Origin of the sequence: Sorangium sp. So ce448, assembly GCF_051520915.1 — a bacterium.
Lineage (GTDB): Bacteria > Myxococcota_A > Polyangia > Polyangiales > Polyangiaceae > Sorangium > Sorangium cellulosum_B.
In genome coordinates this window covers 2,192,665-2,210,491 of sequence record NZ_CP150343.1, presented here as the reverse complement: position 1 = coordinate 2,210,491, position 17,827 = coordinate 2,192,665, and the positions used below count along the sequence as shown (strand labels likewise).

The 17,827-nt window shown below is 70.2% G+C and carries 15 protein-coding genes; 6 read left to right on the top strand and 9 right to left on the bottom strand.

Going from position 1 to position 17,827, the window contains the following annotated elements:
* Positions 1–22 precede the first annotated feature (22 nt).
* Positions 23–1,564 (bottom strand): amidase, encoded by a 1,542-nt coding sequence (locus WMF45_RS08460; protein WP_437716433.1) that lies wholly within the window; start codon positions 1,562–1,564, stop codon positions 23–25.
* Positions 1,565–2,123: 559 nt separating this feature from the next.
* Here WMF45_RS08460 and WMF45_RS08455 point away from each other — a divergent pair.
* The gene (locus WMF45_RS08455) at positions 2,124–3,422 is read left to right on the top strand and encodes a cation:proton antiporter (RefSeq protein WP_437716432.1); all 1,299 of its coding nucleotides are present in this window, start codon (positions 2,124–2,126) and stop codon (positions 3,420–3,422) included.
* Positions 3,423–3,485: 63 nt separating this feature from the next.
* On the opposite strand, the gene WMF45_RS08450 is transcribed toward WMF45_RS08455, so the two are convergent.
* A complete protein-coding gene (locus WMF45_RS08450; RefSeq protein ID WP_437716431.1) occupies positions 3,486–4,763 on the bottom strand; it encodes a serine hydrolase domain-containing protein in 1,278 nt (425 codons plus the stop codon).
* 865 nt (positions 4,764–5,628) lie between these two features.
* Between WMF45_RS08450 and WMF45_RS08445 the strand changes: the two genes are divergently transcribed.
* From WMF45_RS08445 to WMF45_RS08425, 5 genes are all read left to right on the top strand, one after another.
* Positions 5,629–6,876, top strand: coding sequence for a hypothetical protein (locus tag WMF45_RS08445; RefSeq protein WP_437716430.1), 1,248 nt, complete (start codon positions 5,629–5,631; stop codon positions 6,874–6,876).
* Positions 6,877–7,235: 359 nt separating this feature from the next.
* A complete protein-coding gene (locus tag WMF45_RS08440; protein ID WP_437716429.1) occupies positions 7,236–7,826 on the top strand; it encodes a GTP-binding protein in 591 nt (196 codons plus the stop codon).
* A gap of 70 nt (positions 7,827–7,896) precedes the next feature.
* Positions 7,897–8,121, top strand: a complete 225-nt coding sequence (locus WMF45_RS08435; protein ID WP_437716428.1) for a DUF2188 domain-containing protein — start codon at positions 7,897–7,899, stop codon at positions 8,119–8,121.
* Positions 8,122–8,420: 299 nt separating this feature from the next.
* The gene (locus WMF45_RS08430) at positions 8,421–10,223 is read left to right on the top strand and encodes a hypothetical protein (RefSeq protein ID WP_437716427.1); all 1,803 of its coding nucleotides are present in this window, start codon (positions 8,421–8,423) and stop codon (positions 10,221–10,223) included.
* Positions 10,224–10,534: 311 nt separating this feature from the next.
* Entirely contained in the window at positions 10,535–10,621 is an 87-nt protein-coding gene (locus WMF45_RS08425; protein WP_437719509.1) for a hypothetical protein, read from the top strand.
* Between the two features lie 175 nt (positions 10,622–10,796).
* Here WMF45_RS08425 and WMF45_RS08420 read toward each other — a convergent pair whose 3' ends face one another.
* The 7 genes from WMF45_RS08420 to WMF45_RS08390 all read right to left on the bottom strand — a co-directional run bounded on the left by WMF45_RS08420 (position 10,797) and on the right by WMF45_RS08390 (position 17,523).
* Positions 10,797–11,804 carry a rhamnogalacturonan acetylesterase gene (locus WMF45_RS08420; RefSeq protein ID WP_437716426.1) on the bottom strand — a complete coding sequence of 336 codons (1,008 nt, stop codon included), beginning with the start codon at positions 11,802–11,804 and terminating at the stop codon, positions 10,797–10,799.
* Between the two features lie 116 nt (positions 11,805–11,920).
* Entirely contained in the window at positions 11,921–12,580 is a 660-nt protein-coding gene (locus WMF45_RS08415; RefSeq protein ID WP_437716425.1) for a tetratricopeptide repeat protein, read from the bottom strand.
* On the bottom strand, positions 12,577–13,203 hold the full coding sequence (locus WMF45_RS08410) for an RNA polymerase sigma factor (protein WP_437716424.1): 627 nt from the start codon (positions 13,201–13,203) through the stop codon (positions 12,577–12,579). Before WMF45_RS08410 ends, WMF45_RS08415 begins: the two co-directional genes overlap by 4 nt.
* Before the next feature lie 87 nt (positions 13,204–13,290).
* Positions 13,291–14,508 (bottom strand): arabinan endo-1,5-alpha-L-arabinosidase, encoded by a 1,218-nt coding sequence (locus tag WMF45_RS08405; protein WP_437716423.1) that lies wholly within the window; start codon positions 14,506–14,508, stop codon positions 13,291–13,293.
* A 237-nt stretch (positions 14,509–14,745) separates the two neighbouring features.
* The gene (locus WMF45_RS08400) at positions 14,746–14,991 is read right to left on the bottom strand and encodes a hypothetical protein (protein WP_437716422.1); all 246 of its coding nucleotides are present in this window, start codon (positions 14,989–14,991) and stop codon (positions 14,746–14,748) included.
* A gap of 42 nt (positions 14,992–15,033) precedes the next feature.
* Positions 15,034–16,602 (bottom strand): MDR family MFS transporter, encoded by a 1,569-nt coding sequence (locus WMF45_RS08395; RefSeq protein ID WP_437719508.1) that lies wholly within the window; start codon positions 16,600–16,602, stop codon positions 15,034–15,036.
* A gap of 162 nt (positions 16,603–16,764) precedes the next feature.
* Entirely contained in the window at positions 16,765–17,523 is a 759-nt protein-coding gene (locus tag WMF45_RS08390) for a hypothetical protein (protein ID WP_437716421.1), read from the bottom strand.
* Between the last annotated feature and the right edge of the window lie 304 nt (positions 17,524–17,827).

Here is a 17,827-nt window from a genome sequence, read left to right as displayed (position 1 = left end):
GGCAGCGTGGCCCGCGCTCCCGTCAGATCGCCGGCGCTCGGTAGCCGCCGAGCTCCCGCTCGATGTGGCCGGCCAGGGCGAGGACGACATCCTCGCGGAAGGGGCGGCCGATGATCTGGACGCCGACCGGCGTTCCTCGCGACGAGGTGCCCGCGCGCACGACGACCGCGGGCCACCCTGTCATGTTGTAAGCGAACGAGTAGCTGAATCCTGCGTAGACCCCGTGCTCGACCCACGCATCGTGGGGCAGCGCCTCGAGGACACACGGCGGGCAGACGATGGCGTCGACATCCTTCATGAAGCCGAGCATCCGCCCCCTCCAGGCGTCCAGCCGCTCGACCGCCGCGGTCAGCTCACCGCTCGACAGCGGCGCGCTCACGAGCGCGGCGTCCACCTCGGCGCCGGGGTCCGTGGTCCCGGCCAGGTCCAGGAGCCGCCTTAACCAGGCGCCGCCGTCCGCCCGGAAGATATCCGCGTCGATCGTGAGCACGTCGCTCAGCGCGTCGGGCTTCTTCGACTCGACGCGCGCGCCGCCCGCCTCCAGCGCCGCCGCCGCGTCCATCACCGCCTGGCGCACCGACGCGTCCGGCGCCGCGATCCCGTTGTCGGTGTGCATCGCGATCCGCAGCTCCCTGAGCTGCACGTGCTTCGGATCGCCGAGCGGCGCCGGGATCAGCGCCGCGTCGCGCCAGTCAGGCCCCGCCAGGACGCTGAAGAGCAGCCAGAGATCGTCGACCGAGCGGGCCATCGGCCCGAGCACGGTGAACGATTGGAGCAGCCCCTCCGCCGGGACGATATGGCCCGTCCGCGGGATGCGGCCAGCGGTCGGCTTGAGCCCGGCGATCCCGCAAAAATGCGACGGCACGCGGATGCTCCCGCCGGTGTCGCTGCCGACGTCGAACGGCGAGCCGCCCGCGGCCACGATGGCGCCCGCCCCCCCGCTGGAGCCGCCCGGCGACAGGTCGAGGCCATACGGATTGTTGGTGCGCCCGTAAACTGCGTTGTTCGTCTCGTAAGACCACGTCATCTCGGGCGTATTGCTCTTGCCGAGCAGGATCGCCCCCGCTTCCTTGAGGCGCCGGACCACGGTGGCGTCCTCTTTCGGAACGAAATTCGTTCGCCCGGCCGTCCCGCCGGTCGTCACCACGCCGGCGGTATCGATGGAATCCTTGATCGTCATCGGCACGCCGTGCAGCGGGCCGAGCGGCTTGCCTCTCGCCAGGGCCTTGTCCGCCGCCCGCGCCTCGGCTCTCGCCTCGTCGGCGCGGAGCTTCACCACGGCGTTCAGCCGCGGATTGATCTTCGCGATGCGCGCCAGGTGCGCCTCCACGACCTCGAGTGACGACACCCGCTTCCGGCGGATGAGATCCGCCAGCTGCCCCCCGGTCGCCCGTGTGAGCTCCGACAGCGCCTCCGCTGTCGGCGCATCGACCGGCGTCATCCCATCGCACGCGCCCGACAGGGCCGCCACGCTCCCGGCGAACGCCCGCAAGAAGAAGCGGCGCGATATCTCACCTGTGTGCCTGGCAGCGCCCGGGTCATCGACGTTTGCAGACTTGGTCATACTCTCCTCCCCACGGGGGGCGTCGTGAGCCAGCGTCGCACGGCTCGCGAGACGCACACCGCGATTCTTCAGGTTCAAATGATGCATTTACAGGAACGAGCCATTGCACAGCAGGATACCGGCAATAGTGAAGGGGCCGCCATCGCCCCGCGACCCACGGCCCATGCCCATCTACGGCGCTCACCGCGCGCGGTTGCGGCGCCGACCACAGATTCGACCGGAAGCGCGAGCGGCGCCAGAGGCACCGACGAGGCGCACGTCGCATCACCAGGCTAGAGGCGAAGCTGCCGCAGACACACGCACATCTCGCCGCTCGGTAGGACGGTGTGCAGCGTCCACGGGAGGTCCACACACGTCGTCAGACGTGCGGGAAGCGCGAGGAGCAGGTTGTCGCGCCCCCGGCCTTCGGGCAGCCCGGCGCAGGTCCCGCGGTCGAGGCTTGACATTTTGAGTCGGCTTGGATTTGCTTCCCTCGGGAAAACTTTGACGTGCAACTTTTTATCCGGACGTCGCCGCGCCTCGCCTGAGCCGGCGCGCGTCCGTCTGTAAACCTGGGAGCATGGATCTATTCCAAGTCTCGGCAGCGCTGCTCTCGCTCGCTGCGATCTTCAGCTTCTTCAACCACCGGGTCCTCAAGCTGCCGACCACGATCGGGTTGATGCTGATCGCGATGACGACGTCCCTCGTCATGGTGGCCATCGGAGAGCTGTTTCCGGAGGTGGAGGCCGAGGCGAAGGAGCACCTCCATGGCATCGACTTCAACAAGACGTTGATGCAGGGGATGCTCGGTTTTCTCCTGTTTGCCGCCGCGTTGCACGTCAACCTGGCGGATCTGAAGAAGCAGCGGGTCGTCATCGGCGTCCTGGCCACCGGGGGTGTGCTCATGTCCACCGTGCTGGTGGGCGGCATGACCTACGCCCTGATGACGCTGATGGGCGTGCACATCCGGCCGGTCTACTGCTTGCTCTTCGGCGCGCTCATCTCCCCCACCGATCCCATCGCGGTGCTCGGGGTCCTCAAGCACGTGGGAGCGCCCAAGGAGCTCGAGATGAAGATAGCCGGAGAGTCGCTCTTCAACGACGGCGTGGCGGTGGTGGCGTTCATCGGGCTCCTGGAGATCGCGTCGGGGACGTCGGGCCTCGATCTGCAGCGGCTCTCGCTGCTGTTCGCGCAGGAGGCGATCGGCGGCGTGCTGTACGGCCTCGCGCTCGGCTTCGTGACGCTCGCCATGCTCCGGCAGGTCGACGACTACAAGGTCGAGGTGTTGCTCTCGCTGGCGACCGCGGCGGGCGGCTATGCCCTGGCGTACGCGATCCATGTCTCCGGCCCCATCGCCATGGTGGTCGCCGGGCTCTTCATCGGGAACGAGGCGCGCGCCGGCGCCATGAGCGAGAAGACCCGCGAGCACCTGGACGACTTCTGGGAGCTGATGGACGAGATCCTGAACGCGGTGCTGTTCGTCTTGATCGGCCTCGAGCTCTTGATCGTCGCCTTCGACGCCCAGTCGCTGCTCGCAGGGCTCCTCGCGTTTCCGGTCGTGCTGCTCGCGCGGTTCATCGCGGTCGCGCTGCCGGTGAGCCTCATGAAGAGGCGCAGGGTCTTCACCCCGGGGGCGATCCGCATCCTCACCTGGGGCGGCCTGCGTGGCGGCGTCTCGGTGGCCCTCGCGCTCTCCATCCCCGGAAAGCTCGCGGACGGCACGCTCGTTCCGGAGCGCGAGATGGTGCTGACCATCACCTATGTCGTTGTTGTCGTCTCCATCGTGGTGCAGGGCCTGACCATCGGCCCCTTGCTGCGCCGGACGCTCGCCGCCGCCGCCGTCGAGCCGGAGGAGCCGCTCCCCGTGGAAGCCGCCTGAACGAGCTGGAGAAGCGGCGTTCGCCCGAGATCCTCGCCTGTCGAGGCGCCGCTCGCCCGCCGCTCAGCGGTGCACGGCGTTGATGATGCCGTCGAAGAACTCGGTGCAACCGACGTTGTCGAGCATGCGGTTCCAGCCGAGCTCGTCGAACGGCTGCGGCAGCCCGTGGTTGGTCAGGAGGACGCCGATGATCTCGAGATCCGGATCGACCCACATGAACGTGCCGGCGCCGCCCGCCTTGCCGAAGGCGCGCGGCGACAGGCGCATGCCGCCGTTCGAGAAGCGCCGCGTCCGCATCTCCCACCCGAGGCCCTTCGGGGCGAGGAGCAGGTTGTTGATGGGCGAGGTGTCGGTCTCCGCCTCGGCCACGTAAGGCGTGTTGTTCTTCTTCATCTGCCGGACCAGATCGGGCCGCAGGACCTCGGCGCCGCCATAGGCGCCGCCGTTCAAGATCATCTGGCAGAAGACGGCGACATCGAGCGCCGTGGTGAACACGCCGTCACAGCCGGTGATGCCGCCCAGCGCGAAGTCCTGCTCGTCCTGCACCTGCCCCCGCACGAGGCAGCCCCGGCGGGCGGAGTACCCCGTGGCCGCGACGCGCTCGACGAGCTCCGGGGGCGGGTTGTACATCGTGTCGCTCATGCCGAGAGGACGCCAGACGCACTCTCTCGCGATGGCGTCGAGATCTTCCCCCGCGGCGGCCTCGATCATGCGGCCGAGGAGGCGGTAGGTGAGATCGCTGTACAGCGCCGATCTGCCCGTCGCGTATTCGAGCGGCGTCTCGGCCATGATGCACCAGGCCGTCTCGACGTCCTCATCCAAGCACCGGTTGTCCAGCGGCAGACCGGACGAGTAACGGAGCATGTCGTAGACGGTGACGGCGCCCTTTCCGTTGGCGGCGAAGTCCGGCAGGTACCTGGCGACCGGCGCGTCCATCCGAATCACGCGCTCCTGCACGAGCGCGAGGGCCGCCGCCGCCGTCGAGAGCACCTTGCTCATCGACTGGACGTCGAAGATCGTATCGAGCGTCACCGGCTCGTCGGCGCCGGCGACCTTGGTGCCGAAGGCCCGGTGACCCACGATGACCCCGCGCCGCGCGACCAGCGCGGTGGCGCCGGGAAACAGGGCGTCGTTCACGCGTCGCTGGATCCGCGCGAAGACGTCCTCCAGCCGCTCCGAGCTCATGCTCACGTCCTCGGGCCGCCCCGCGGTGAGCGTCGTCGAGCAGGCGCCTCTCCATGGGTCCGAACCGAGCGCGGGCGCCGCGACGGCCACCGAGGCGACCTGGGTCATCCCTTGCAAGAACATCCTGCGGTTGACCGTTCGTCGTTGATCGATCATGGCTCTTCCCAACCTTGCTTTCATCAAGAACGAATCCTTCCACGGCGTTTGCCCCCCCGGAGGGCCGGAGGCGCATTCAGCGTGGGCGTCTGGCGTGAAGGCTCGCAATATGTACGCCAGCGTGACCTGCCGTCTCCCCTTCGAGCTGCACCGCCAAAAAGAGCTGCTACCTGGCCGCTGGTTTCAGCTGAGAGGTCCGGCGCGTCCCCTTCAATGGAGTTGGCACGACTGGAATGGAAGCGCAATCGATTGCGCGATGACGCAAGCAGATGACATCCTGGACGACCGCGGACGACCGTGGACGAATGAACGCGCTGTTCCGAGGGACCACGGGCCCTCGTGGCTTGACGTCTCCCCCGCTTCCTCTCCCGTCGTCTCTCCCCATCACTCGCGCTCTCGCCCGCCAGCGGACGATACCGTGAGCGTGCCGCTCAAGGCCGAGCTCGGCAGACAGCGTCCGGCGGCGCTGCGCTCGACGCGGCTCGCCCTGATCGGCCGTCACGCTCTCTCGCCGGGTCGGCGTAGCCCCCGATCGGCCCGTCCGTCCCCCTGCAGCGCCGCCGGTCTCCAGCACGATCTCGTCCGGTGCCGGGAGGCGCTCCGGGCGGAGGGGTGGATCGCGCCGTTCCAGCCGGATCAACCCGCCCGCGAGCGGCCGGGAGCCACGGCGGCGGCGGCAGCGGATCGAGTAGCGATGAGCACGTTGACAGCGGGCGCGCCGGCGCTACCCTGGGCATACCGGTCAGGAACAGGATCCGTCATTCCACCGACCGACGAGTCATGACGGGCCGCGCTCGCGCCTGGCGACGATGGACCTGAGAGTGTCCCTGATCCCACATGGGGTCTCGGGTGATGAGGTCGCGCCATGCGAAAGGCGGAGATTGAGGCCCTGGTGCGCGCGCACCGGGGCCGTGCCCGTCCCGTCGCGTTCTTTCATGTGCTCCGTCAGCCGTCGCTGGAGCCAGACGATCATGCCTTCCTGTCCGAGCACATCGACGAGCTCGGGACATCCGATCTCCTGCGCTGGAGGGCGCGCTGCGAGAGCGGCTTCAGCGGGCCGGTGATCCGGCAGCTCGCGCGGCTCGCGATCCAGGATCCAGGGCACTTCCAGCACGAGGTGCTGGGCGTGCCGCGCCTCGTGCTCGACGAGGAGGAGTGGATCGAGCTCTCGGATCTCGTGCGCGGCAAGGTCCCGGCGGGGATCTACGAGCGCGTGCTCGAGCGTTGCCGGCGCGAGCCCGTCCAGTGGCCCTCGGAGTACATCCTCGCGCCCAAGGTCCACAAGGGGCTGCCGCCGCTGCTCGACGGGGACGAGCTCGACGGCCTGAACGGGGAGCGCCCCGCGCTGCGCGATCTGCCCGTCCCGAAGATCCTCGCGGCGAGGCGGGCCGGGGCGCTGTCGCTCGACGACGACGCGCTGGCCGCGCTGGCGATGGAGCGCGCGCGCGGCTCGGACGAGGACTGGAGCGTCGATATCCTCCATTTTCCCCCGGCGCTCCGGGACGCGATCCTCGAGAAGGCGCGCCGGACGCCGCGGGGCGCGGAGCGGGCGAACCTGCTCGGCTGGCTCGAGGCGCACGGCGTGGCGCGGGCCGCGCTGATGGACATCGCGCTCGGCGCGATCCGGGCGGGGGACGACGCCTATGCCGTGCTCTCCTGGCTCGCGCGCCAGCTGACGACGCGGGCGGCGTGGGACAAACATGGCCTGGAGACGCTCTCCACGCTGATGTCGGCGCGCGCCTTCTCGGAGATAGGCGAGCTCGTGACGCTCGCGTGGAGCGAGGTCAGCCAGGGCGGCAAGGAGGTCTCCCGCGGCTTCCTGGAGGCGATCCAGGTCGCCTTCGCGCTGGTGCTGCTCGGGATGGCGCGGGAGGCGCTCGCGGCGGGCCGCGAGGCGGGCGCGACGGCGGCGCTGTCGGCGCTGGCGTGCCTCGACCCGCCCTCGCGGGTGAGCCGCGCTGTGCACGAGCTCCGGCGAGTCCCGGGCGCGAGCCCGGACGTGGTGGAGCTCATCGCCGTGAACGAGCGGCTTGTGAAGCACAGCGACGCGCGCGACGCCTCCCTGGAGGGCTTCGTGGCGGCCCTCCACGCGATCGCCGACGCGTCTTCGTGATCGCCGCCGGCGCGGCGCCGCTCGCGGCGGCAGCGGCGGCGCGTCCGCTCGCCGCCGGCCGAGCGTGACGTAGCGCCGGGGAGCAAGCAGCGCCGCGCGACGTGCCGGGCGCGCGGCGCGCACCCAGCGCGGCGCACGACGCTGGGACGCGTGGGGGGAGCGGCCAGCGCCTCGCCTCCCATCGCGGGATCGACCACGGACGCCGCTTCCAGCGCGGGCGCCGGTGGCCGCCTTCGTTTCCATTGCGCTGGACGACCGCAGCCATCGCTTCCAATGCGACGGCCTCCGGCCGATTTCAATTTCAATGCGGGGACCGGCCTTGCCTCCCCCTCGAACGTCGACTCTGGAGGAGCACGCCGATGGCGTTCATCAACTATGCGAGCCGGGAGATCTACTGCAAGATCGTCTATTACGGGCCCGGCCTCTGCGGCAAGACGACGAACCTTCAATACGTGTACGACCGGACGGTGCCGGCCGCCAAGGGGCGGCTCATCTCGCTCAAGACCGAGAGCGATCGCACGCTGTTCTTCGACTTCCTTCCGCTCGATCTCGGGGGCCTGTCGGGCTTCCGGACGCGCCTTCAGCTCTACACGGTGCCGGGCCAGATCTTCTACAGGGCGAGCCGGAAGCTGATCCTGAAGGGGCTGGATGGCGTCGTGTTCGTGGCGGACTCCCAGCGCGCCCGGCTCGACGCGAACGTCGAGTCGATGGCCGATCTATGGGACAACCTCGCCGAGGAGGGCCGCTCGCCCGGGCGGCTGCCGCTCGTAGTCCAGTACAACAAGCGGGATCTCGAGGGGATCGCCGACATCGCCGAGCTCCGGGAGCTCCTCAACCCGAGCAGAGCGCCCGAGTTCGAGGCCGCCGCGGCGAGCGGGCGCGGCGTGTTCGATACCCTGAGGGCGATCTCGAAGCTCGCGCTCAAGGAGGTGCAGCGCCGCCAGCGGTAGGGCCTCCGCGAGCGCCGATCGGTTGCGGCTCGCGCGCGCCGGGCTCACCCTGCCGGAGGGAGGACACGCCATGACACAGAGACTCGCCTACCACGTCATGCCGGACCCCGACGGCTGGGGCTGGGTGGTCGCGGCCGAGGGCTACGTCACCCGCTCGCTCCCGTACGGCACGGTGCAGGAAGCGATCGAGTCCACGGAGGACCTCGTCCGCCAGCACCCGGGGAGCACGCTCGTCGTCGACGAGCAGCCGCCGCGGCTCACGCCGATCGAGATAGAGCACCGGCTCGCGGCGTGACCGCGGCCAGACAGGTCGCCTCATCCAGGCGATGAACAGGGCCGTCGCGCTGCTCGCCGCCGCGGGGCTGCACCCGAGCCCGATCCCTTGAGCGAGCCCTGCCCAGCTTGAGCAAGCCCTCGCGCAACGCGCCGGCGGACGCCCGCAGGCCGCGCAGCGCGGGCCTCGATCTCCCGCCCTTTTCCCCGGTGCACCGCCCCCCGAGGGGCCGGGCACATCGATTGCGATGAGCCCGGCACGCTCGCCCGAACGCCCCGCCCCGGGGACGGCTCGGGCAGGGCCAACTCGAGGGAACGACCATGAACAGGGTAGAGACGAAGTCGCTTTTTCTTTGTATCGCCGCCGTGCTGGCCGGGTGCAGGGCCGACGCGATCGAGGAGCCCGCGGGCCCGGAGATCGCCGAGGCGCAAGAGGCGCTGTACGGAGACCTGAACACGAGCTCGTGCACGCTCGCGCAGCGCGACGTGCTCGTGGAGGCCCACCAGGCCGGCCGGCAGATCGCGATGACCAAGGAGTTCGACGCCTGCCTGCGGTACCGGATGATGGAGTGGTACAAGCCCTGTCACCAGGGCAGCGACGACCCGTTCGCGAACGAGCCGAGGAGCACCCAGCACACCAAGGTCCGCAACGTCATGCGCAGCGGCAACATGGCCGACGTGACCGCCACGTGCGCCGACCTGACCGACGCCCTGGGCCACGCGCAGTACGACGGGTACGGCGACTCCCATGAGCGGATGGAGATCGACAGGGGTTACCTCGACGGCGTCGCCGCCGCCGGGATGAGCGACTTCGAGCGCGCCGGCGTCGCGGGCGTCATCTGGCACGAGGCGATGCACCAGCAGGACTATCGCCATGACAGCTGCGGTTATCCTGAAGGCGAGTACGACCAAGGGCTCCACAGCGTCCCCCACATGGCCAATCGCTGCATGCTCTCGGCCGGCATCCTCGGCCGGGCGATCGTCTTCACGGAGGACGACCGCGCCCAGGAGCTCGGGATCGGCCGCCATCGAGCGAGCTTCGGTCACCTCGGCGGCGTGGGCGACAACAGCATCACGCGCGTGCGCCTGCCGCCCGCGAGCCGGATGCGCTACTGCATCGACGAGGGCGTGAGCGGGACAGGCGGGAGCTGCGCGACGATCGAGAACCCGACCATCGAGTACGGGGGCGCGCACAACGTGCCTGCCGCCTACAGGAACGCGATCTCGTTCGTCGAGATCGAGCCGATGGTGCTGCTCTTCAGCCAGCAGGATTACCGGGGCAGCGTGTCGGCCTTCGGCTACGGGGAGCACCGCGCCAGCACCGGGAGTTTTTCCGGGGTCGGCAACGACCAGACGCGCTCCCTCTATGTCCCGCCGGGCGCGCGCGTGCGCGTGTGCACGGACGAGGGCGGGACGAGCGGGCACGGCGTCGGGACCTGCCGTTTCTACGATGAGCCGACGCCCACGACCGTGCTCGCGGGCACCTCGTACGCGGAGGTCGTGCGCGTGGTGACGGCCTTCACCGAGAAGGACCTCTATGGCACCCGCGCGAGCTTCGGGGCCGGCCGCTGGGCCGGCGCGGCGCTCAACGCGATCGGCGACAACCGGATCGTGTCGCTCGTCGTGCCTCCGACCCTCACGGCGCGCGTGTGCAGCGACGCCGGCAGCGGCAACACCGGCGCGGGCGCGTGCCAGAGCCACACGCGCACCACGTTCGACCTCGGGGCCGGCCTGGCGAGCGCGGTGTCGTTCCTGGAGGTCACCCCTCCCCTGCTGGGCACATCGACGCTCAGCGTGGTCCGCGCGGCGGGCAGCGGCGCGGGCCGCGTGGTGAGCACGCCGCTGAACCTCGATTGCACCTCGAGCTGCTCTGCTGCGTTCCCGACGCGCAGCGAGGTGATGCTCCTGGCCTCGTCGACGGGACACGACGTCGTGTTCACCGGGTGCGACAGCGTCCTGGGCAACGGCTGCTTCGTGACGATGTCGGCGGCGAAGACCGTGACCGTGAACTTCGTGCGGAACAACTCGGATGCATGTTACGACTCGTGCATGGATCTGTGCCGCGAGGACGGCCGGCTCACGCCGAGCCAGTGCGCGCAGTCGTGCAACGCCGAGTGCCTGTAGCCGCGCCCGCCCTCGGGCACGGGGGCCGCTCGGGTCCTGCTGCATCTGGCGCCGAGCAGGCGCGCCAGCAGCCAGGTCCACCGGCCGCGCCAGGCTACGCAGACAGCTGAACGTTTGTCCACATCATGTGGATTATTTGTGGATAGTGGTCGAGCCAGCACGCCACTGCGGGCTCATACGCCACCCTTTCCCGGTGTTCGAGGAGAATCGGCGGCTCCGCCGGCAGCGGCGGCAGCGGCGGCAACGGCGGCTACGGCGGCAGCGGCGGCTCCGGAGGCAGCGGCGGCGCCGCACCGACAGGGCATTACCAGATGGAGGACCTCGACCGCGGCGTCGTCGCCGTCAAGGTCTCGAACGGCGTCTACGTCGGATGGCGGATGTTCGGTTCGATGCCCTGACCAGTTCCCTCATTCTGCTGGCACTTTTATCAAAAGAAGAGATTGAACAGGGAGGCGGGGAGACGGGGAGGTTCATTGGATTCACTCCCCGTCTCCCCGCCTCCTGTGAATTTTTCCGAGATTGGAGAGGATGCTTCAGGTCGATGCCGCGAGCTCGACAGGCGCGTCGGTCCCGTCACTTCCGGTACTGCGCGAGCGTCAGGCCGGCGTCCTCGGTGCCGTCGGCCACCAGGCCCGCCATGACCCGGGCGCCGGTCTCGTTGAAATGCGTGCCGTCGACCGAGCCGTCCGCCCGGACGAGGAAGAAGTCCTCGCCCGCCGCCACGCACCCGATCGAGTTCAGGTGGGCGAGCGTCTTCGCGTTGAGATCGATGACGGCCACGTCCAGCTCGTCTCCGAGCTCCCGCATCGCCTGCGAATGGGCGGCCAGGCCGTTGCCGAATTGGTGGCTGTCCCCGGAGCACGATCGCCGCGGGGGCGGGGTGACAAGCACCGGCGTCGCGGAGCGCGCCTGCGCGCCCGTGATGTACCGCTCGAGGTACGATTTGAAGTCCGTCGCGGGGTCCAGGTAATAGGGAATGGTCTTGCCGTCGTGCTCGTACGTCGCGGTCTTGTTGCTGTCGTTCGTGCCGAACTGCACGAGGAAGTAGTCTCCGCTCTGGATGTCCTCGAGGACGTCGTCGAGGCGGCCCTCGTCGATGTACCGGCGCGCGGTCCGGCCGCCGATGGCCCGGTTGTCGACGCGCACCCGCTCGTCGAAGAACTCCCCGAGCATCTGGCCCCAGCCCGCCTGGTGAAGGGCGCTGTTCACGTAGGTCTGAACGGTCGAGTCGCCGGCGATGTACACCGTGACGTCGGGCAGCTCGGCGCTCCCGCCGCCGCCTTCCGAGCCGCCTGAAGCGCTCGTCGTCCCTCCGGCCGCGCCGCCGCCGCCACCCTCTCCCGCGCCGCCCACCCCCGCGGCGCTGGAGCCGGAAGCGCTGCTCGCACCGCCCGCACCGCTGCTGGCGCTCGTGCTTGCGCCGGTGCCGGTGCCGGTGCTGCCGCCGCCACCGCCGCTGCCCGTGGTCTGCGCGGCGGGGTGATCGTCGGGGCCTCCCGAGCTGCAACCCCCAGACGCGAGGCCGATACCGGCGACGAAAGAATGAAGTGCGATGGTCATGAAGATAGGCCGAATTCGCATGGCGAGCTCCTGCAGGAAAACAGTGCACGACGAGCACGCGTCGGGTGCGTGCCCGGAGGGACGTACGTGGCCAGCGGGGGTGAAGAGAGCGCGAAGCGATGACAAAGCACCGCGGATCACCCTCCGAGCTCGGCGAGGCGGCGGCGGGCGTGCTCGACGTACGGCGAGCCCGGGTGCTCCCGGAGCAGGCGCCGCCAGGTCTGCGCCTCGTCGCCGGCACGCCCGAGCGCCCGCAGGGCGCGCCCGCGGCCGTAGAGCGCCTCGACCGCGAGCGGGCGCGGGCCGGCGACGCCGAGGTACCGGTCGAACTGCGCGAGCGCCGCGGCAGGCGAGCCGTTGTGGAGGAGCAGGCCGCCCAGCGACACGAGGGAGAGCGTGGCCTCGAGCCAGGCGCTCCGCGTCCACCCGGCCCACCGCCGCCCCGCGAGGAGGGTCCCCGGCCGAGCGCCGTCGTCTCCGCGCCGGACGTCGTTGTCGGGCCGCACGGGCGCGCTCGCGAGCCGCGCGATCGCTCCTTCGCGCCGCCGCAGCGCCGGCGCTCGCTCGCACGGCAGGTCGATCACGGCCCCGCCGATCGCGGCGTTCGCGATGCGCGCGAGGAGCTCTGCGTCCCCGGGCTCCGCCGCGCCCGCGGCGTCGAAGTCCAGCGCGAGCACCCAGCTCATCCGGCACGACGCGCAGGTGCCGAGGTGGGCGTCGAGGGCGAGCCGGTCCGGCTCGGTCGCGACGCCGCGGCGCACCCGCGTGAGGAGCTCGCTCCGGCAGTCGGCTGTCATGTCTCCCTCGCCCGGAAGAGCTCGGCCAGCTTCGCGTTGTTGGCGAGCGCGCGCCGCAGCGCCTCCTTGCCGAGCCGGAGCCGGCTCCAGACCGTGTTCGGAGAGACGCGGGCCAGCGCCGCGATCTCGTCGACCGTGTAGCCAAGCACGAAATGGAGGGCCAGCGCCTCCGCGGTCGCCTCGGGCATCCTGTCGAGCACCTCGAGCACCATCTTACGCCGCCGGCTCGAGACCGCCTCGGCGAACGGCGACGCGCCGCGCTCGTCCGGGGCCACGTCGATCGCCGCGCCCGGCTCGTCGAAGCGCGCGCGCACGCTGAGGCGCCGGCGCGCCCCGAGCGCGGTCATCACGGCGATCCGGCTGGCGAAGTGGAGCACGGTGCACTCCGCGCGAAAGGACGGCAGCGCCTGGAGCAGCGCGAGCACGGCCTCCTGGGTCACGTCCTCGACGTCGGGGTGATGCGGGCCGAGCACCTTCCGCACGCTCCGCAGCATGGCGCCGCCGAGCTCGGTGATGAGCGTGCGGATCGCCGCCGGATCGCGCGCGGCGGCGGCGCGCGCGAGCCCGAGCAGCTCGTCCGCCCGCGGAGGCGCTCCCTCCGGCGGCGCGTGGAGGTCAATCACGGGCTTTCGCATTCTGGCGACGAGGGTGGAGTCCATGAGTCCCGATCATCAGGGCGCGCAGCGCGGAGCCCGGCGGCGGTGGCGCGACTAGGGACCTCCGGAGCGCGGAAAGCCGTCGGTGTCCCACGCCAGCTCGGAGATCCGCAGCGTGGGGGCGCCGTTCGATTGCGCGTCGTAGGCGTGATAGATGTTGTAAGAGCGATCGCCGGAGAACAGCACGGCGTTGTGCCCGGGCCCTCGCCAGCGGGCGCCTCCTTCCACGAGGATGCTGCCGCCGCCGGACATCATCGGTGTCCCCTCCTTGTCGACGTACGGGCCTGTGATGCTCGTCGAACGACCGACGGCGATCTTGTACGTGCTGTCCGTCCCACGGCAGCAGGCGTCGAACGAGACGAACAGGTAATAGAAGCCGCAGCGCCGGACGATGAAGGGCGCCTCGAGCGCCCCGCGGGCGTCGGGGCGGGCGGCGAGGGCGTGGAGCTCCTTGTCGGCCCGCTCCCCCGACGGGGCGAGCTTCACCATCTTGATACCGCCCCAGAAGCTCCCGAACACGAGCCACGGCGTCCCCTCCGCATCCATCGCGACGTTGGGATCGATCGCGTTCCAGTCGTCCCGCGCCCCGCCGTCGTTGGAGCAGATGGCGGCGCCGCGGTCCGTCCAGGGACCTGGCGAGTCGAGCGATGCCTTCGTCGCGTGCCCGATGCACGACCGGTTGCTGCCGAACGTGGAGGCGGAGTAGTAGAGATGGTAGGTGTCGCCGAAGCGCGAGATATCGGGCGCCCACAGGTCGCTCACGCCCGGGACCTTCTGTTCCAGCCAGGCGGGCTTCGCGTCGAACACCCGGCCGGCGGCCTGCCACGCGGTGAGGTTCGACGAGCTCTTCATCGGGAGCCTGTCCCCCGTCTGGAACAGGTAGTAGCGGTCGCCGGCCTGGATGACGGCCGGGTCGTGGGTCCCCAGGTTCCCGGACAGGGGCAGCGCCTCTGGCGGGCTCGCCGGGTCGTAGAGGGCATCGGCGCACCTGTCCTCGGCCCCTCCCGCGCCGCCGCTGCCGCCAGCGCCGCCGCTGCCGCCCGCGCCGCCGCTCCCGCCGGGGCCCCCGGCGCCCCCCACCCCGGCCGTCGCGCCCGGATGGCCTCCCGCGCCGCTGCTCGCCGTGGTGGCGGAAGCGGCGGTCGTGCCGCCGGCGCCGGTGGCGCCGCTGTCCTGGCCGCCTGCGCCGGAGCCCTGCGCCGAGGGCTCCGTGCTGCAGCCCGCGAGCGTTGCGACGACGCCGATCAGGAGGCTCGACGTGGGCGAGGACACCCGTCGTCGCCGTGACCGGCAAAGCGTGAGACGCATCTTGAACTCCTGAGGCTCCATGGGCGGATCATCCGTCGAGGTGCTGGCCATGGGGTCGGCTCGATGTCCTCCGGGACGGGTCGTCCCGCTCTCCCACGTGGGCCGGAGCGCCCACGATCGATCATGGGTTGCTCGAGCTTCTCGCGGAGCGCCAAGAACCGTCTTCGAAGAAATTTTACACCGAGATGGCGATGCAACGACTCATCGTGTGACGCGCCGAGCTTCGTAGATGTCGGCCACCCTACTCCGCGTCGACGCGAAGAACAGGACGGCCCCTTCGGGCGAGAGGTGTGGATCGGTGTCGCGCTCTTCGGGAAGGTTCAGCGGCTCACCGAGCGACTCCGCCTCTTCGAAGGCCGCGTCGGCCGACGGCCGTCGCGCCCAGAACAGGTCTCCTCCGCCCTCGCGGCTCGATCGGAGCAGGATCTGGCGGCCCTCGTCGGACACGCTGGATCGAGCCCCCGTCCCTGCCGACGAGGGCGGGTCGCCTCACCCGACGCCGGCACCGCTCGGCGGCGCGACGGCGGCGTCTCCCCCATCGGCCTGGAGCGGCACGCGGGGGAACCACAGCGCCGCGATGAAGCCGGTGACGCCCATGGCCGCGATGATCCAGAACACCGTGGTCAGGCCGGCCGTGAGCGCCTCCCCGAGGTGCTGGAGGATCGACGGATCGAGGCCGCGCGCCCCCTCCGCCGTCAGGAGCCGGCTCGCGGCGTCCGCGGGGATCGACGGGTCCTTCGCGAGCTGGGCCGTCAGGACGCCGCCCATGACGCCCACCGCCACGACGCCGCCGAGCAGCCGGGAGAACATCGTGCTCGCGGTGGCGATCCCCCGCTGATCCCACGCGACGCTGCTCTGCACCGCGATGAGCAGCGCGACGTTGGAGAGCCCCATGCCCACGCCGAAGACCAGCGTCGTCGCGCGGAGCATCAGCGGCGTGTCGTGCGCCCCGCCGAGCGCGAGCGCGAGCCCCGCCGTCGCCGTGACGCCGAGGCCGATCCAGATGAGCGGGCGGAACCCGACCCGGGGGATGAGCCGCCCGCCGATGGCGCTCGCGACCGGCCAGCCGATGAGCATCGGCGCGATGGCGCTGCCGGCGTCCGTCGGGGTGCCGCGGAGCACGCCCTGCACGAAGAGCGGCACGAACGTGATCGTACCCATCATCGCGCCGCCGAGGATCGCGCCGGCCACGTTGGAGATGAGCATCACCGGGCGCCGGAAGAGCGGCAGCGGGATCATCGGCTCGGGGGCCCGGCGCTCGACCGCGAAGAACGCGGCGAACAGCGCCGCCGACGCGACCGCCGCGAGCAGCGTCGTCTCCCCGCCGAGCCTCCCCGTGGCGAGCAGCAGCGCGACGACGCCGGCGGACAGGAGCGCCGCCCCGAGGAAATCGAGCTCGTGAGGCCGCCTCTCGATGCGCTCGTGGAACGAGGTCGCCACGAGCGCGACGGACGCAACGCCGAACGGGATGTTGATGTAGAAGACCCAGCGCCACGAGAAGTAGTGCACGATGAGCCCGCCCACCATCGGGCCGATGATGCCGAACAGCCCCCAGGCGGCCCCGAAGACGCCCTGGATCCGCGCGCGCTCCTTGAGATCGAAGATGTCGCCCGAGATGGTCATCGCCATCGGCTGCATCGCCCCGGCGCCGGCCCCCTGGAGGGCGCGGAAGGCGATGAGCTGCGGCATCGTCTGCGCCAGGCCGCTCGCGATCGAGCCGAGCAGGAAGACGGCGATGCCGAAGAGCATGATCGGCTTGCGGCCGTAGATGTCCGACAGCTTGCCGCAGATGGGCACCAGCACCGACGAGGTGAGCAGGTAGGCGGTGGTGACCCAGGCGTACTGGTGAATCCCGCCGAGATCGCCGATCACGGTGGGCATGGCGGTGGCGACGACGGTCGATTCGAGGGCGGCCATGGCGAGGGCCAGGATCAGCCCGGCGACGGTGAGGGCGCGGTGCGTCTTGCGTTCTGAGGCCATGCAGGTCGTGGGGATGTGGTGTGGATGAGCCGGCGCGGCAAGCGGGACGCCGCGCCGCGCGTCGGGCTGCTGGTCCAGCTGGCCGACGAGCTGCGCGCTGCGCGGGACAGCGGTCGGCGACCGCTGTCGGGGCAAGATGTGCGTCAGCGTCTTGTGCAGAGAGCTCGTCGCATGACGAGCGCCCGGGGGTGGGTCCCGTACAGGGGGCGGTGCGACCGGAGAGGCTTCAACCGCGCTGCTTCACGCGGCGAGCACCGACGACCGGGTCATCACCTGGCTCACGCCGTCCGTCTCGGGGTCGGCCACGGGGGCGCTCACGGGGTGCGCGAGGGCATAGCGCAAGAGCTCGTGTGTCCACGGCTCGAATAGGGTGAACACCTCGTCCGCGAGCGCGATGTACCGCGCGCGCGTCTCGGCGTCGAGCGGGATGCGCGCGAGCTCGGCGTGGTCGGCGTTCACCGCGTGGCCCGACTCGCGCTCGAAATGGAACGGGCCGCAGTAGCGCAGCTGCGTGCCAAGGCGCTTCTCCAGGGCCTCCGCCAGGGGAAGCATCTCCCCGAAGAGCACGTTGCCGGTCTCTTCGATCGCCTCGATGATGACGAGCCGCTCGAGGCCCGTCGTGCCCTTGATGAGCGCGGTGAGCCGCGCGGTGAGGATCCGATTCTGTATCGTCTCCTCACCCCAGAGGAAGTTCAGCAGGTCCGTGCTCCGGCCCTCGACGTCGTAGCCGAGCTTGGACAGATCCTCCAGGTACCACGGCCAGTGATGGTCGTCCTCGCGCGTGTGGGCGTTGACCATCTCTTGGTATTTGTCCGCGGCGTGCTCCTCCCGTAATACGAACTTGTTCAGATCACCGAAGCTCAGGATGAAGTACGCCATGCATGGATAGAACGCGAGCCGCTCGCTCGGATCGAGCAGTTCGTTACGCATGTGCTCGAACAGGGGTAGACGAGCGTATGCCTGCTTCTTCTCGAAGATGTGCCGCAAGACCTGCCGCATGAGCGATCTCCTTTTCGGCTGTGGGGTGTCAGTTGGTTGAACAATCCCTCTGTTTGCGTGAACCAAGCGCCGTGAGTGCCTGAGGCCTCAAGACAAGATCACGGCGCACCGAGCATGGACGCTGCCGCTGGACCTCCCCTCGGTTGAAATCCTGCGCCCCCCTCGCGCTGCAACCCGAGCGCGATTACTGGAATTTTCCACGAACCACCTCAGACGTTTCTGCAACGCTGTTGGGTGCGTCCAGCCGGTGCAGCCACTGTAGCGCACGCCCGGTGTAAGTTGCATCCACAATCTTGGGGTCACC

Bases quoted from the DNA above. Each gene is read 5' to 3' on its own strand.
- WMF45_RS08455 (WP_437716432.1), top strand. From the start codon at position 2,124: ATGGATCTATTCCAAGTCTCGGCAGCGCTGCTCTCGCTCGCTGCGATC.
- WMF45_RS08415 (WP_437716425.1), bottom strand. From the start codon at position 12,580: ATGACAGCCGACTGCCGGAGCGAGCTCCTCACGCGGGTGCGCCGCGGC.
- WMF45_RS08440 (WP_437716429.1), top strand. From the start codon at position 7,236: ATGGCGTTCATCAACTATGCGAGCCGGGAGATCTACTGCAAGATCGTC.
- WMF45_RS08460 (WP_437716433.1), bottom strand. From the start codon at position 1,564: ATGACCAAGTCTGCAAACGTCGATGACCCGGGCGCTGCCAGGCACACA.
- WMF45_RS08425 (WP_437719509.1), top strand. From the start codon at position 10,535: ATGGAGGACCTCGACCGCGGCGTCGTCGCCGTCAAGGTCTCGAACGGC.
- WMF45_RS08450 (WP_437716431.1), bottom strand. From the start codon at position 4,763: ATGATCGATCAACGACGAACGGTCAACCGCAGGATGTTCTTGCAAGGG.
- WMF45_RS08445 (WP_437716430.1), top strand. From the start codon at position 5,629: ATGCGAAAGGCGGAGATTGAGGCCCTGGTGCGCGCGCACCGGGGCCGT.
- WMF45_RS08390 (WP_437716421.1), bottom strand. From the start codon at position 17,523: ATGCGGCAGGTCTTGCGGCACATCTTCGAGAAGAAGCAGGCATACGCT.
- WMF45_RS08435 (WP_437716428.1), top strand. From the start codon at position 7,897: ATGACACAGAGACTCGCCTACCACGTCATGCCGGACCCCGACGGCTGG.
- WMF45_RS08430 (WP_437716427.1), top strand. From the start codon at position 8,421: ATGAACAGGGTAGAGACGAAGTCGCTTTTTCTTTGTATCGCCGCCGTG.
- WMF45_RS08420 (WP_437716426.1), bottom strand. From the start codon at position 11,804: ATGCGAATTCGGCCTATCTTCATGACCATCGCACTTCATTCTTTCGTC.